Raw genomic sequence first — 13,230 nt, 5'->3', positions numbered from 1 at the left:
CACCAAGCACGGGGTCAGCGCGTCTCGGCAGTCGACGTCCCAGCACCTGGACGTGCTGGAGTCCTCCGGCCTGATCGCGACCCGCCGCGAAGGCCGCTACAAGTTCCATTACATCGACACCGCACCGAATCCACCCAGCACACGAAACCCAGGCCGGGATCGCGATCCAGTTCGGCCGCCACCCACCGCAGCCCGGCGTCGTCGACCAGTTCGTTGGCGAGCACCAGGTTGCGCACACCGAAGGCGCGGTACACGGCGGCCTGACCGACGGTCGCGACGGTGATCCCGCAGGCGCCGGCGGCCAGCTGCCGGGCCGCCAGCTGGGGCGACATGTGGGTCTTGCCGTGCGGGGCGAGCTGCATGCCGCGGTCACCGCACCAGCCGGCCATCGTCTCGATGTTGTGTGTCAGCGCGTCGGCGCGCAGCACGCAGACCGGCCCGCTTACGCCGGCGGCGAACAGTTCCCGGCGCTGCGCGACGATCTGCGCCGGTGTGCGTCCCCACCAACGCGCCGGCACGCCCTTGAAGCTCCAGTCCAGCGGCTGATCGGACAGCGCGCGCACCGCTGCGGTATCGATCGGCGCGCTGGCGGGCATCGTCATTTGTTCATTTAAGCTGGCACGTCGTGACGTCCCCCGATTCTGTTGACGACATCCCCGAGCAGTTCCGTATCCGCCAGGGCAAGCGTGAGCGGCTGCTGGACGAGGGGCGCGACCCGTACCCGGTCAAGGTCGACCGCACCCACACCCTTGCCGAGCTTCGTGCGGCGTTCCCGGACCTCGCCGCGGACACCAAGACCGGTCAGCAGGTCGGCGTCGCCGGCCGGGTGATCTTCGCGCGCAACTCGGGCAAGCTCTGCTTCGCCACCCTGCAGGAGGGGGACGGTACCCAGCTGCAGGCCATGATCAGCCTGGACCAGGTGGGTCGGGAATCCCTGGACGCGTGGAAGACCGACGTCGACCTCGGTGACATCGTGTTCGTCCACGGCGAGGTGATCAGCTCCCGGCGCGGCGAACTCTCTGTGCTCGCCGACTCCTGGCAAATCGCGTCCAAGGCTCTGCGTCCCCTTCCGGTGGCGCACAAGGAGATGAGCGAAGAGTCCCGGGTGCGGCAGCGGTACGTCGACCTGATCGTGCGGCCGGAGGCGCGCGCGATCGCCAGGCAGAGGGTCGCGGTGGTGCGCGCCGTGCGGTCGGCGCTGGAGCGGCGCGGATTCCTCGAAGTCGAGACCCCGATGCTGCAGACACTGGCAGGCGGGGCCGCCGCCCGACCTTTTGTGACGCACTCCAATGCGCTCGATGCCGATCTTTACCTACGCATCGCTCCGGAACTGTTTCTGAAGCGCTGTGTGGTGGGTGGATTCGACCGGGTCTTCGAGTTGAATCGGAACTTCAGAAACGAAGGAGCGGATTCGACGCATTCGCCTGAATTCGCGATGTTGGAGACATATCAGGCGTACGGGACCTACGACGATTCCGCGGTCGTCACACGCGAACTTATTCAAGAGGTGGCCGACGAAGCGATCGGCACCCGGCAGGTGCCATTGGCCGACGGGTCTGTCTACGACCTCGACGGTGAATGGGACTCCATTGAAATGTATCCGTCTTTGTCTGCGGCGCTGGGTGAAGAGATCACCCCACAGACCAGTGTGCACCGGCTTTGGCAGATCGCGGACGGTTTGGGCGTAGAGATCGCCCGGGATCGCGGTTATGGGCACGGGAAATTGGTCGAGGAACTGTGGGAATTCGCCGTCGGCGACAAGCTGTGGGCTCCCACGTTCGTGCGCGACTTCCCGGTCGAGACCACGCCGCTGACGCGCCCGCACCGCAGTGTGGACGGTGTCACGGAGAAATGGGATCTTTACGTCCGTCACTTCGAGTTGGCGACCGGATACTCGGAGTTGATCGATCCCGTCATTCAGCGCGAACGATTTGAAGCCCAAGCGCGTGCCGCGGCGGCCGGAGACGACGAGGCAATGGCGCTGGACGAGGATTTTCTGGCCGCCCTTGAGTACGGGATGCCGCCCACGACAGGGACCGGAATGGGCATCGATCGCTTGTTGATGGCGTTGACCGGACTGTCGATTAGGGAGACGGTTTTGTTCCCGATTGTTCGTCGCCACGGCAACTGAACGGTCGCGAATCGGGCGTTGTTGAATGGCCCGCGCCTTTATGGCAGATTGGTGCAACGAGATGGTGCCATATCCGCCCATCTGAGACGTGGGAAGGCAGTGGGGTAATGGCGAAGAAAGTCACCGTCACGTTGGTCGACGATTTCGACGGTGAGGGTGCCGCCGACGAGACTGTTGAATTCGGTCTGGATGGTGTCTCGTACGAGATCGATCTTTCTGCCAAGAACGCCGCAAAGCTCCGTAATGATCTGAAGCAATGGGTCGACGCGGGCCGGCGGGTCGGCGGCCGTCGGCGCGGGCGTGCGGTGGCCACCGGTCGGGGCCGGGCGGCGATCGACCGCGAGCAGAGCGCGGCCATCCGTGAGTGGGCCCGCCGCAACGGGCACAACGTCTCGACCCGCGGCCGGATTCCGGCGGACGTCATCGACGCTTTCCACGCAGCAACGTAACGGCCGATTGCCGTACTTGTCGACGGGGGCCGTCCGTTCGCTGGTGGCGAACCGCCGGCTAGCCTGATTCGGAAACGAATCCCCGCTACCTCGCGTTGCTTGTATCAGCACCGGGTAATTGCCATCCGCGGGTTCTGTTGTCATCCCGTCAGGGACCGGCAGGCGGGGCACCCGGAGCCGCCGACCATTAGAGTGGACGGTGTAGGTGCGAAGCACTGGATCTGTACCGCAAAGTGCGGCCACTTACCTATGCGATGGAGAGCAGGTAACCACGGATGTTCGAAAGATTCACCGACCGTGCGCGTCGGGTTGTCGTCCTGGCCCAAGAAGAGGCCCGGATGCTCAACCACAACTACATCGGCACCGAGCACATCCTGCTGGGCCTCATCCACGAGGGTGAGGGCGTAGCCGCCAAGTCGCTCGAGTCGCTGGGCATCTCCCTTGAGGGTGTGCGCAGCCAGGTTGAGGAGATCATCGGCCAGGGGCAGCAGGCGCCGTCCGGGCACATCCCCTTCACCCCCCGCGCCAAGAAGGTGCTCGAGCTCAGCCTGCGCGAGGCGCTGCAGCTCGGCCACAACTACATCGGCACCGAGCACATCCTGCTGGGCCTCATCCGCGAAGGCGAGGGTGTCGCAGCGCAGGTGCTCGTCAAGCTCGGCGCCGAGCTGACCCGGGTGCGCCAGCAGGTCATCCAGCTGCTGAGCGGTTACCAGGGCAAGGAGACCGCCGAAGCCGGCACCGGCGGGCGCGGCGGGGAGGCGGGCAACCCGTCCACCTCGCTGGTCCTCGACCAGTTCGGCCGCAACCTGACCGCCGCCGCGATGGAGGGCAAGCTCGACCCGGTCATCGGCCGCGAGAAGGAAATCGAGCGGGTCATGCAGGTGCTGAGCCGCCGCACCAAGAACAACCCGGTGCTCATCGGCGAGCCCGGCGTCGGCAAGACCGCCGTCGTCGAGGGCCTGGCCCAGGCGATCGTGCACGGCGACGTGCCCGAGACGCTGAAGGACAAGCAGCTCTACACGCTGGACCTCGGCTCGCTGGTCGCGGGCAGCCGCTACCGCGGTGACTTCGAGGAACGCCTCAAGAAGGTGCTCAAGGAGATCAACACCCGAGGCGACATCATCCTGTTCATCGACGAGCTGCACACGCTCGTCGGGGCGGGTGCCGCCGAGGGCGCCATCGACGCGGCGTCCATCCTGAAGCCGAAGCTGGCCCGCGGTGAGCTGCAGACCATCGGTGCGACCACCCTCGACGAGTACCGCAAGTACATCGAGAAGGACGCCGCGCTGGAGCGCCGCTTCCAGCCGGTGCAGGTCGGCGAGCCGACGGTCGAGCACACCATCGAGATCCTCAAGGGTCTGCGCGACCGCTACGAGGCGCACCACCGGGTGTCCATCACCGACGGTGCCATCGCGGCCGCCGCGACGCTGGCCGACCGTTACATCAACGACCGGTTCCTGCCGGACAAGGCGATCGACCTGATCGACGAGGCCGGCGCCCGGATGCGCATCCGCCGGATGACCGCACCGCCGGACCTGCGCGAGTTCGACGAGAAGATCGCCGACGCGCGCCGGGAGAAGGAGTCCGCGATCGACGCGCAGGACTTCGAGAAGGCGGCGAGCCTGCGCGACAAGGAGAAGCAGCTGGTCGCGCAGCGTGCCGAGCGTGAGAAGCAGTGGCGCTCAGGTGATCTCGACGTGGTCGCCGAGGTCGACGACGAGCAGATCGCCGAGGTGCTGGGCAACTGGACCGGTATCCCGGTGTTCAAGCTGACCGAGGAGGAGACCACGCGTCTGCTCCGCATGGAGGACGAGCTGCACAAGCGGATCATCGGCCAGGAGGACGCCGTCAAGGCGGTCTCCAAGGCGATCCGGCGTACCCGTGCCGGCCTGAAGGATCCCAAGCGGCCGTCCGGCTCGTTCATCTTCGCCGGCCCGTCCGGTGTCGGTAAGACCGAGCTGTCCAAGGCGCTGGCCAACTTCCTGTTCGGCGAGGACGACGCGCTCATCCAGATCGACATGGGCGAGTTCCACGACCGCTTCACCGCGTCGCGGCTGTTCGGTGCCCCTCCCGGCTACGTCGGCTACGAAGAGGGCGGCCAGCTCACCGAGAAGGTGCGCCGCAAGCCGTTCTCGGTCGTGCTGTTCGACGAGATCGAGAAGGCTCACCAGGAGATCTACAACAGCCTCCTGCAGGTTCTGGAGGACGGCCGCCTGACCGACGGTCAGGGCCGCACGGTCGACTTCAAGAACACGGTGCTGATCTTCACCTCGAACCTCGGGACGAGCGACATCAGCAAGGCGGTCGGGCTGGGCTTCACCCAGGGCGGCGGCGAGAACAACTACGAGCGGATGAAGCAGAAGGTTCACGACGAACTCAAGAAGCACTTCCGTCCGGAGTTCCTCAACCGCATCGACGACATCATCGTGTTCCACCAGCTGACGCAGGACGAGATCATCAAGATGGTCGACCTGATGATCGGCCGGGTGTCCAAGCAGCTGAAGGCCAAGGACATGGAGATGGTGCTGACCGACAAGGCCAAGGCGTTGCTGGCCAAGCGCGGCTTCGATCCGGTGCTGGGCGCCCGCCCGCTGCGTCGGACCATCCAGCGCGAGATCGAGGACCAGCTCTCGGAGAAGATCCTCTTCGAGGAGGTCGGCCCCGGTCAGCTCGTCACCGTCGACGTCGAGAACTGGGACGGCGAGGGCCAGGGCGAGGACGCGGTGTTCACGTTCTCCGGTGCTCGCAAGCCGGCCCCGGGTGCCGAGCCGGACCTGGCGCAGGCCGGTGCCGGTGGCGGTGCAGCCGTAGCCGAGTAACAGCGACAACCCGAACGGGCGGTCACCTGCGGGTGGCCGCCCGTTCGGCTGTTTCGAGGATCAGTGGGGGATCAGGTCGAAGGTCTGCCGGGCGATCGACATCAGCCACGCCGCGGCGGTCTGGCTGCGGAACTTCGGCCAGTTCGTCTGCAGGCTGACCACCCACGGCTGGCCGGACGCGTCCACGGCGTACCAGCTGAACGTCAGATCGCCGGGCAGGTTGCCGGCCTTCGCGCCGATGTAGGGCCACTCGCGGCGGTCGAGGTCGATCCCGGGAACCGCGGACAGAATGTCCCTGACCGGCGCCGCCTGGCCCATCGCGCCCTCCTGCAGGGCGGCGTGCAGCCGGCAGATGTCGGCGGCGCTGCCGTACCACTCCGCGCCGATATCCGACGCCGGCACGTGGGTGCGCGTCGGATCCGGTTCGTACGGGCGTGAGTTCGTCTGCTGCAGCAACCGGACGCGCCCCTCGGGCGAGGCCTGCTTCCACTGCTCACGCAGATCGGGCGTGCCCCAGCCGACCGAGAACAGTTCGTGCATGGTCGGGAACGGCGTCATGCTCGCCGGGTCGTGATGCCCCGCGGCCACCAGCGCCCGCTCGATGGCTCCGGGCCCCAGCCTTTCGATCAGCAGGTCGGTGGCCATGTTGTCGCTGGCCGAGATCATCTGCTGGGCGGCATCACGTACCGACACGGTGGCACCGGGTTCGAGCCCGTCGAACGCCGACGAGCCGACGGCCTTGGCCTCCTCGGTGATCGTCAGCGTGTCGGTCCACTCCAGGGTGTCGGCCTTCACCGCGTCGGCGACGGCGAGCAGCACGTACAGCTTGAAGATCGACGCCAGCGGTAGCGACATGTCGGTGTTGGCGCCGGCCACCTTGACGCACTGTCCGTCCTCGACTTTGGCGACCTGGTACGAGTACCGCGCGCCGGCTCCGGTGAGGAGTTCGTCGATGTCCGACCACTGCTCGACGACCGGAGGCACCAGCTCGACATGGAACCGGTCCACCATCCCGGCCTCGTCGGTGCGCAGCTCGATGGTCTGGGCCACCCCGTAGGACGTCAGCACGTCGAGCTTCGCGTTCCCGGCGCCGACCGAAACGTCGGTCACGGTGAACGGTCTGTCCCACCACATCCGGTCGAGGGTCACCCCGACGTGCTCGACGATCGGCGGAGCGGCCAGCGTGCGAATGCCGACCTCGCCGATCGGCCAGTCGCTGTTGAGCATGTCCATGGTCTGCTTGGCGCGCAGACCCTGGGGCGTGTTGATCTGGATGGGCACGCCGTAGGCGGCGTCGGCCGGAGCCGGACGTGTGGCGGTACACCCGCAGGCCACTGACGCGGCGCAGACGAACGCGGCCGCCCACGCGGTCGCCCTGCGCCGGGTCCGGCCTGCGTCACGCCTTGGAGTCAGTCCCCGCAACGTCGAGTACAACCTCGAACTCCAGCAGCGACGCTCCCTTGGCCACCGGATTGGCGCGTTCACCTGCATGTGCCTCGATGGCCGGCCCGGTCGCCCAGGCCTGGAACGCCTCCTCGGATTCCCACTGGGTGACGACGAAGTAGCGGTCTTCGCCCTTCACGGGGCGCAGCAGCTGAAAGCCCAGGAAGCCGGGTTGATTGTCGACGGCGTGGGCGCGGTGGGCGAACCGCTTCTCCAGCTCCGGACCGGCGTCCGGCGGGACCTCGATTGCGTTGATCTTCACCACGGGGTTCTTGGTGGACATGGCCATCAGGCTACCGCGCGCGGTCGGCATGATGGGTTGATGGATCTGCTCACCTTCCGCGGCGGCGAGGGCCCGCCGCTGGTGCTGGTGCACGGCCTGATGGGCCGGGGCACCACCTGGGCGCGGCAGGTGCCCTGGCTGATGCGGTTGGGGCGGGTCTACACCTACGACGCGCCGTGGCACCGGGGCCGGGAGGTCGCCGACGCGTATCCGATCAGCACCGAGCGGTTCGTCACCGATCTGGGGGAGGCGGTCGCCGGACTCGGTGAACCGGCCATCATGGTCGGCCACTCGATGGGCGCACTGCACTCCTGGTGTCTGGCGGCCGAGCGTACGGATCTCGTCGCGGCGGTGGTGGTGGAGGACATGGCGCCCGACTTCCGGGGCAGGACGACGGGTCCGTGGGAACCGTGGGTGCACGCGCTGCCGGTCGAGTTCGGCACCGCGGATCAGGTGTACGCCGAGTTCGGGCCGGTGGCCGGGCGGTACTTCCTGGACGCGTTCGACCGGACGGCGACGGGATGGCGCCTGCACGGCCACCCGGACAAGTGGATCGCGATCGCGGCGGAGTGGGGGAGGCGGGACTACTGGGACCAGTGGCGGGCGGTCTCGGTGCCGGCGCTGCTGTTGGAGGCCGGTGCATCGGTGGCCCCGCCCGGGCAGATGCGCGAGATGGCCGACCTGGTGCGCGATGCCACGTATCTTCAGGTGCCCGGTGCCGGGCACCTCATCCACGACGACGCCGTCGACGTTTACCGGGACGCCGTGACGAAGTTTCTAACGCCGTTCGCCGGACGCGCTTGAGACGGGCCAGCTCGGGTGTTCCTCGAACCGGGTGCGGATGGCGTCCACGTCGTGCCGCACCCGCTCGGAGTCCCGGTCCTCGAACAGACCGGCCATCGGTGCGGCCCAACGGAACTGGTCGAGATGCAGACGCAGCCTGCCGGAGCGGTGCGCGGCCGCGATCAGAGCGGCGGCCAGCACGAACGGGGTGAGAAGGATCAGGTATGCCAGTGCGATGCTCATGGCAGCAATCGTGCGTTGAGATAATATCCCGCCAACAGTGGCAGGAGCGACAGGTGTCGATAAGATACTGCCATGGCGTTCAAGAGTGTCTCAGCGCTGGTCCTCGACAAGCTCGCGGTGTTCGAGTTCGGGGTGATCTGCGAGGTCTTCGGCATCGACCGCTCCGGTGACGGGGTGCCCAACTTCGACTTCAAGGTGTGCGGTCCGGAGCCGGGCAAGCCGGTGCGGACCTCGGTCGGGGCCTCGCTGATCCCCGACCACGGCCTCGACGACCTGGTCGGGGCCGATCTGGTCGCGATCCCGGCGATCGGGGGCTCCGACTACCTGCCGGAGGCGCTCGACGCGGTGCGCCGCGCGGCCGAATCAGGGTCGATCATCCTGACCGTCTGCTCGGGAGCGTTCGTCGCCGGTGCCGCCGGTCTGCTGGACGGGCGTCCGTGCACCACGCACTGGATGCACGCGGACGAGCTGGCCCGCATGTACCCGACCGCGCGGGTCGACCGCAACGTGTTGTTCGTCGACGACGGCAACCTGATCACCAGTGCCGGCACCGCGGCGGGCATCGACGCGTGCCTGCATCTGGTGCGCCGCGAGCTCGGCAGCGAGGTGACCAACACCATCGCCCGCCGGATGGTGGTGCCGCCGCAGCGTGACGGCGGCCAGCGGCAGTACATCGAGCAGCCGATACCGGTGAAGTGTTCGGAGCGGTTCGCCCCGCACCTGGACTGGATCCTGGCGAACCTGGACAAGCCGCACACCGTGACCACGCTGTCGCGCCGCGCCCACATGTCCGCGCGCACCTTCGCCCGCCGTTTCGTCGAGGAGACCGGCCGCACGCCGATGCAGTGGGTGACCGACCAGCGGGTGCTCTACGCCCGCCGCCTGCTCGAAGAGACGACGCTGGACATCGACAGCATCGCCGAGCAGTCCGGCTTCGGCACCGCGACGTTGTTGCGCCACCACTTCCGGCGCATCATCGGTGTCACCCCGTCGGACTACCGCCGGCGGTTCAACTCCGCGGCCTCGGCGTCCGAGGATGTCGCGGTGATCGCCTGAGGGAGAGTGGCGCACGTCACGTTCTGTCACACGGCGGCACCGGACGGTGTCTAGAGGGGCATGACTGCTCACAACTCATCCACCAAGGTCGTCGTGATCGGCGGCGGCTACTCCGGCACACTGGCGGCGAACCACCTGCGGTCGCGCTCCGACCTCGACGTGACGTTGGTCAATCCGCGGCCCAAGTTCGTCGAACGCATCCGGTTGCATCAGTTGGCGGCCGCCGGCCGCGACGCGACCGTCGACTACGGCACGCTGCTCGGCGAGGGGGTGCGGCTCGTCGTCGACACCGCGTCCCGCATCGACACCGCCGTCGGTGAAGTGCGGCTCGCCTCCGGCGGGCGACTGGACTTTGACTACGTCATCTACGCCGTCGGCAGTACCGGCGCGCTACCGGCCGGCGTGCCCGGCGCGGCCGAATTCGCCTATCCGGTAGCCGAACTCGAGCAGGCCGACCGGTTGCACGCCGCGCTCGACGACCTCCATCCGGCAGCGCCCGTCACCGTGGTCGGCGGCGGGTTGACCGGCACCGAGATCGCCGCCGAGCTCGCCGAACAGGGCCGCAACGTAACCCTGATCTGCGGTGGGCGGCTGCTCCCCACGTTCTCCACGGCGGGCAGGACCTCGGCGCTGAAGTGGCTGCGGACGCACGGGGTGATCGTGCGCGAGACCGACACGGTCGCCGAGGTTCGTGCCGGTGCGGTGGTGTTCGCCGACGGGGCGGTGCGCCCGAGCGCGCTGACGATCTGGGCCGCCGGGTTCGGTGTCCCGGACCTCGCCGCCGCCAGTGGGCTGGCCACCGACGGCATCGGCCGGCTGCTCACCGATGAAACCCTGACCAGCGTCGACGACCCGCGGATCGTGGCAGCCGGTGACTGTGCGGCACCCTCCGGCGAGCCGCTGCGGATGTGCTGCGCATCGGCGTCGCAGCTCGGCCCGCAGGCGGCCGACACCGTGCTGAGCCGGATCGCCGGGCGAGAGCCGGCGGACCTCGAGTACGCGTTCGCGGGTTCGTGCATCAGCCTGGGCAGGCGCACCGGGATCCTTCAGTTCGCCCGCAAGGACGACTCACCGGTGTCCGTCTACATCGGCGGACGGCTCGGTGGCTCGCTCAAGGAGGCGATCTGCAAAGGCACGCTGTGGGGGCTGCGCCGCGGAGCTCGCAAGCCCGGTTCGGCCATCTGGTTCAAGGGCGGTCCTCGTCCCGAGCGGCCGGCCGTGACCCCGAGGACGGTCACGCGATCGTGACCACCTCCCCGGACGAACACGGTGACCGGTTCACCGTCCTGCGGCCGCTGCTGTTCACGATCGCCTACGAGATCTTGGGCAGCGCAACCGAATCCGACGACGTGCTGCAGGACGCCTATCTGCGGTGGTCGGGTGTCGACCTCGCCACCGTGCGCGACACGAAGTCGTATCTGGCGCAGTTGGTGACCCGGGAGGCGCTCAACGCACTGCGCGCCCGGTCGCGTCGGCGTGAGGAGTACGTCGGTCCGTGGCTACCGGAGCCGCTGCTGCTCGACGAGCGTGACGCATCCGCCGACGTCGTGCTGGCCGAGTCGGTCTCGATGGCGATGCTCATCCTGCTCGAGACGCTGACGCCCGACGAGCGCGCGGTGTTCGTACTGCGTGAGGTGTTCGGCTTCGACTACGACGAGATCGCCGGAGCGGTCGGTGTGTCGGTACCGGCCGTGCGCCAGATCGCGCACCGGTCGAGGGCACACGTACAGGCGCGACGAAAACGGTTCGGCCCCGTGGACCCGCGCAGGACCACCCAGATCACCGAGCAGTTCCTCGCCGCGGCAGCGACAGGCGACATGGAGGGGCTGATGTCGATGCTGGCACCCGGGGCCACCTGGACCGCAGACCACGGTGGGAAGGCCGCGGCCGTCCGCAGGCCCGTGGTGGGTGTGCGCAGAGTCGCCGCGATCATGGCCCGCCTCTTCCAGGTGGTCCGGCAGACCCCGCAGATGCGGCTCCAGACGGCGGTGTACAACAGCGCGCCCGCGCTGGTCGTCTACACCGGCGACACCCTGGAGGGGGTGATGCTGTTCGAGGTGATCGACGACAAGATCACGAACCTCTACACGATGCGAAACCCGGACAAACTGACGGGCGTCACGATTCCCAGGAAGCTCACCCGGGTGTCGATCGCCTAGCCGCCCTCCCCGCACAGCGCGAACCGGCCGTCGGCGGTCTGCTCCACCAGGCCGTCGACCAGAAGCGAATCCAGCGCCCGGTCGCGCTGGGCGGTGTCGGTCGTCCACGCGACGTCGAGTTGCTCACGCGTCACCGGAGATGTGCTGCCGCGCAACACATCCAGCAACCTGCCCCGCACCTGACGGTCGGTGCCTGCGTACTTCTGCACCCGCTTGGCCGGCCCGGTGCCGGCCGGGAATCCCCGCGACCGCCACGCGCACCGCCGCAACGGGCAGACACCGCACCGCGGGGCGCGGGCCGTGCAGACCGTCGCGCCGAACTCCATCAGCGCCACCGAGAACCGGGGTGCGCTGTGGTCGGCGGGCAGCATCGCCTCGACGTCGGCGAGGTCGCGTGACGACGGCGGTCCGGCGTCGGCGAGGCCGTGCACGGCGCGCGCCACCACCCGGCGAACATTGGTGTCCACCACCGGAACCCGCTGTCCGTAGGCGAAGCAGGCCACCGCACGCGCGGTGTAGGTGCCGATCCCCGGCAGCGACAGCAGCGTGTCGACGTCCTCGGGCACCACGTCACCGTGCGCGGTGGCGATCACCGTCGCGCACTCGTGCAGCCGCTTGGCCCGTCGCGGGTAGCCGAGCTTGCCCCACGCCCGCAGCACCTCGGCCGCGCCGGCGGCCGCCGTCGCCGACGGGGTCGGCCAGCGCTGGACCCAGGCCAGCCAGATCGGCTCGACCCGGGCCACCGGGGTCTGCTGCAGCATGAACTCGCTGACCAGAATCTGCCACGCCGAAACACCCGGCCGGCGCCAGGGCAGGTCGCGCTGAGCGTGGCCGTACCAGCCGATCAGCGCTTCGGGATCGATCATCGCGACCGGCTCAGGCAGAATGACGGCCATGCCGAACACGAACCCGTTGACCGCCTGGAAAGCACTCAAAGAGGGTAACCAGCGCTTCGTCGCCGGCCGGCCCGAGCATCCCAGCCAGAGCATTGAGCACCGAGCCGGCTTGGCGGCCGCGCAGAAGCCCACCGCGGTGGTGTTCGGCTGCGGGGACAGCAGGGTGGCCGCCGAGATCATCTTCGACCAGGGCCTCGGCGACATGTTCGTCGTCCGCACGGCAGGCCACGTGATCGACAGCGCCGTGCTCGGTTCGATCGAATACGCCGTCACGGTGCTGAACGTGCCGCTGATCGCGGTCCTCGGCCACGACAGCTGCGGCGCCGTCGGCGCGACACTGGCCGCGCTCGACGACGGGGTGGTGCCGGACGGTTACGTGCGCGACATCGTGGAGCGGGTGATGCCCTCGATCCTGCTGGGCCGGCGCGACGGCATCACCCGGGTCGACGAATTCGAGGCCAGGCACGTCACCGAGACCGGTAAGCAGCTGCTGAGCCGCTCGACGGTGATCTCCGATGCGGTGCGCGACGGCAGGTTGGCGATCGTCGGGCTGACCTATCACCTGGCCGACGGTCAGGTGGTCCTGCGCGACCATATCGGTGACATCGGCGAAGCCTGAGGCGCGACACGCCGGGCCACGTCGGACAAGGCGGCGTGACCTGGCCTTACCGTGATGTCGTGCTGGATCTCGAACCACATGGGCCGCTGCCCAGGCAGATTTACTGGCGCCGCAGGGCGCTCGCCCTCGGCATCGCCGTGCTGGTCATCGGCATCGTCGCGGCCGTGGTCTCCGTCGTCGTGTTGAACAGCACGAGCACCGAACAACCGACCGCGAACGAATCACCCGTTCCTCGTCGAGGGCGGCCATCATCCGCTCCGCGCGACGCAGCATGTTTTGCGCGGCAACGGCTTTGGTGGCCTTGGCACCCATCTTGGCGGCCTGGGTGCGCAGCGCGGAAGCCTTGCGC

The 13,230-nt window shown here is 68.3% G+C and carries 13 protein-coding genes and 2 pseudogenes; 10 read left to right on the top strand and 5 right to left on the bottom strand.

The annotated features are described in order from the left end of the window. The 4 genes from ASJ79_RS34955 to clpC1 form a co-directional block, all read left to right on the top strand. On the top strand, window positions 1-283 hold a 283-nt coding region (locus tag ASJ79_RS34955; RefSeq protein WP_369803617.1), incomplete at its 5' end, for an ArsR/SmtB family transcription factor. A 342-nt stretch (window positions 284-625) separates the two neighbouring features. Continuing rightward, window positions 626-2,131: a lysine--tRNA ligase gene (gene lysS, locus ASJ79_RS07030; RefSeq protein ID WP_067954009.1), complete on the top strand. Its 1,506-nt coding sequence runs from the start codon at window positions 626-628 to the stop codon at window positions 2,129-2,131. 107 nt (window positions 2,132-2,238) lie between these two features. Then, the gene (gene lsr2 / locus ASJ79_RS07025) at window positions 2,239-2,580 is read left to right on the top strand and encodes a histone-like nucleoid-structuring protein Lsr2 (protein WP_067954008.1); all 342 of its coding nucleotides are present in this window, start codon (window positions 2,239-2,241) and stop codon (window positions 2,578-2,580) included. Window positions 2,581-2,855: 275 nt separating this feature from the next. Then, on the top strand, window positions 2,856-5,399 hold the full coding sequence (clpC1, locus tag ASJ79_RS07020) for an ATP-dependent protease ATP-binding subunit ClpC (protein WP_067954007.1): 2,544 nt from the start codon (window positions 2,856-2,858) through the stop codon (window positions 5,397-5,399). 60 nt (window positions 5,400-5,459) lie between these two features. Here the strand turns inward: clpC1 and ASJ79_RS07015 are convergent, their stop codons facing one another. Further along, window positions 5,460-6,821 (bottom strand): serine hydrolase, encoded by a 1,362-nt coding sequence (locus ASJ79_RS07015; protein ID WP_197420109.1) that lies wholly within the window; start codon window positions 6,819-6,821, stop codon window positions 5,460-5,462. Beyond that, window positions 6,796-7,125, bottom strand: coding sequence for a mycobilin-forming heme oxygenase MhuD (mhuD, locus tag ASJ79_RS07010; RefSeq protein WP_067954011.1), 330 nt, complete (start codon window positions 7,123-7,125; stop codon window positions 6,796-6,798). Before mhuD ends, ASJ79_RS07015 begins: the two co-directional genes overlap by 26 nt. Before the next feature lie 39 nt (window positions 7,126-7,164). Between mhuD and ASJ79_RS07005 the strand changes: the two genes are divergently transcribed. Next, window positions 7,165-7,929: an alpha/beta fold hydrolase gene (locus tag ASJ79_RS07005; protein WP_067954005.1), complete on the top strand. Its 765-nt coding sequence runs from the start codon at window positions 7,165-7,167 to the stop codon at window positions 7,927-7,929. On the opposite strand, the gene ASJ79_RS07000 is transcribed toward ASJ79_RS07005, so the two are convergent. After that, window positions 7,903-8,151 carry a hypothetical protein gene (locus ASJ79_RS07000; RefSeq protein ID WP_067954004.1) on the bottom strand — a complete coding sequence of 83 codons (249 nt, stop codon included), beginning with the start codon at window positions 8,149-8,151 and terminating at the stop codon, window positions 7,903-7,905. The two genes, ASJ79_RS07005 and ASJ79_RS07000, sit on opposite strands and share 27 nt — an antisense overlap. Window positions 8,152-8,223: 72 nt before the next feature. Between ASJ79_RS07000 and ASJ79_RS06995 the strand changes: the two genes are divergently transcribed. From ASJ79_RS06995 to sigJ, 3 genes are read left to right on the top strand one after another with little or no spacing between them, the layout of a single operon-like run. Next, window positions 8,224-9,207 carry a GlxA family transcriptional regulator gene (locus tag ASJ79_RS06995; protein WP_067954003.1) on the top strand — a complete coding sequence of 328 codons (984 nt, stop codon included), beginning with the start codon at window positions 8,224-8,226 and terminating at the stop codon, window positions 9,205-9,207. A 60-nt stretch (window positions 9,208-9,267) separates the two neighbouring features. Next, window positions 9,268-10,455, top strand: a complete 1,188-nt coding sequence (locus ASJ79_RS06990; RefSeq protein WP_067954002.1) for an NAD(P)/FAD-dependent oxidoreductase — start codon at window positions 9,268-9,270, stop codon at window positions 10,453-10,455. Continuing rightward, window positions 10,452-11,366, top strand: coding sequence for an RNA polymerase sigma factor SigJ (gene sigJ / locus ASJ79_RS06985; RefSeq protein WP_156448309.1), 915 nt, complete (start codon window positions 10,452-10,454; stop codon window positions 11,364-11,366). Before ASJ79_RS06990 ends, sigJ begins: the two co-directional genes overlap by 4 nt. On the opposite strand, the gene ASJ79_RS06980 is transcribed toward sigJ, so the two are convergent. Then, on the bottom strand, window positions 11,363-12,262 hold the full coding sequence (locus tag ASJ79_RS06980; protein WP_067954001.1) for an A/G-specific adenine glycosylase: 900 nt from the start codon (window positions 12,260-12,262) through the stop codon (window positions 11,363-11,365). The genes sigJ and ASJ79_RS06980 overlap by 4 nt on opposite strands. On the opposite strand from ASJ79_RS06980, the gene ASJ79_RS06975 reads away from it, so the two are divergent. Next, complete coding sequence (locus ASJ79_RS06975; protein ID WP_067954000.1) at window positions 12,261-12,881, top strand: carbonic anhydrase; 621 nt, start codon at window positions 12,261-12,263, stop codon at window positions 12,879-12,881. The two genes, ASJ79_RS06980 and ASJ79_RS06975, sit on opposite strands and share 2 nt — an antisense overlap. Before the next feature lie 59 nt (window positions 12,882-12,940). Continuing rightward, a pseudogene (locus tag ASJ79_RS33715) lies at window positions 12,941-13,046 on the top strand (hypothetical protein); the annotation flags it as partial. 57 nt (window positions 13,047-13,103) lie between these two features. Here the strand turns inward: ASJ79_RS33715 and ASJ79_RS33710 are convergent. Then, a pseudogene (locus ASJ79_RS33710) lies at window positions 13,104-13,230 on the bottom strand (hypothetical protein); the annotation flags it as partial.

The sequence above is a fragment of the Mycobacterium sp. NAZ190054 genome (genome assembly GCF_001545925.1).
In the GTDB taxonomy this organism is placed as follows: Bacteria; Actinomycetota; Actinomycetes; order Mycobacteriales; family Mycobacteriaceae; genus Mycobacterium.
The sequence above is the reverse complement of the archived record's forward strand: the minus strand, read 5'-3'. Positions and strand labels throughout refer to the sequence as shown.

Coding starts and splice junctions, on each gene's coding strand:
- lsr2 (WP_067954008.1), top strand. CDS start 2,239: ATGGCGAAGAAAGTCACCGTCACGTTGGTCGACGATTTCGACGGTGAG.
- clpC1 (WP_067954007.1), top strand. CDS start 2,856: ATGTTCGAAAGATTCACCGACCGTGCGCGTCGGGTTGTCGTCCTGGCC.
- mhuD (WP_067954011.1), bottom strand. CDS start 7,125: ATGTCCACCAAGAACCCCGTGGTGAAGATCAACGCAATCGAGGTCCCG.
- ASJ79_RS07005 (WP_067954005.1), top strand. CDS start 7,165: ATGGATCTGCTCACCTTCCGCGGCGGCGAGGGCCCGCCGCTGGTGCTG.
- ASJ79_RS07000 (WP_067954004.1), bottom strand. CDS start 8,151: ATGAGCATCGCACTGGCATACCTGATCCTTCTCACCCCGTTCGTGCTG.
- ASJ79_RS06995 (WP_067954003.1), top strand. CDS start 8,224: ATGGCGTTCAAGAGTGTCTCAGCGCTGGTCCTCGACAAGCTCGCGGTG.
- ASJ79_RS06990 (WP_067954002.1), top strand. CDS start 9,268: ATGACTGCTCACAACTCATCCACCAAGGTCGTCGTGATCGGCGGCGGC.
- ASJ79_RS06975 (WP_067954000.1), top strand. CDS start 12,261: ATGCCGAACACGAACCCGTTGACCGCCTGGAAAGCACTCAAAGAGGGT.
- ASJ79_RS06980 (WP_067954001.1), bottom strand. CDS start 12,262: ATGGCCGTCATTCTGCCTGAGCCGGTCGCGATGATCGATCCCGAAGCG.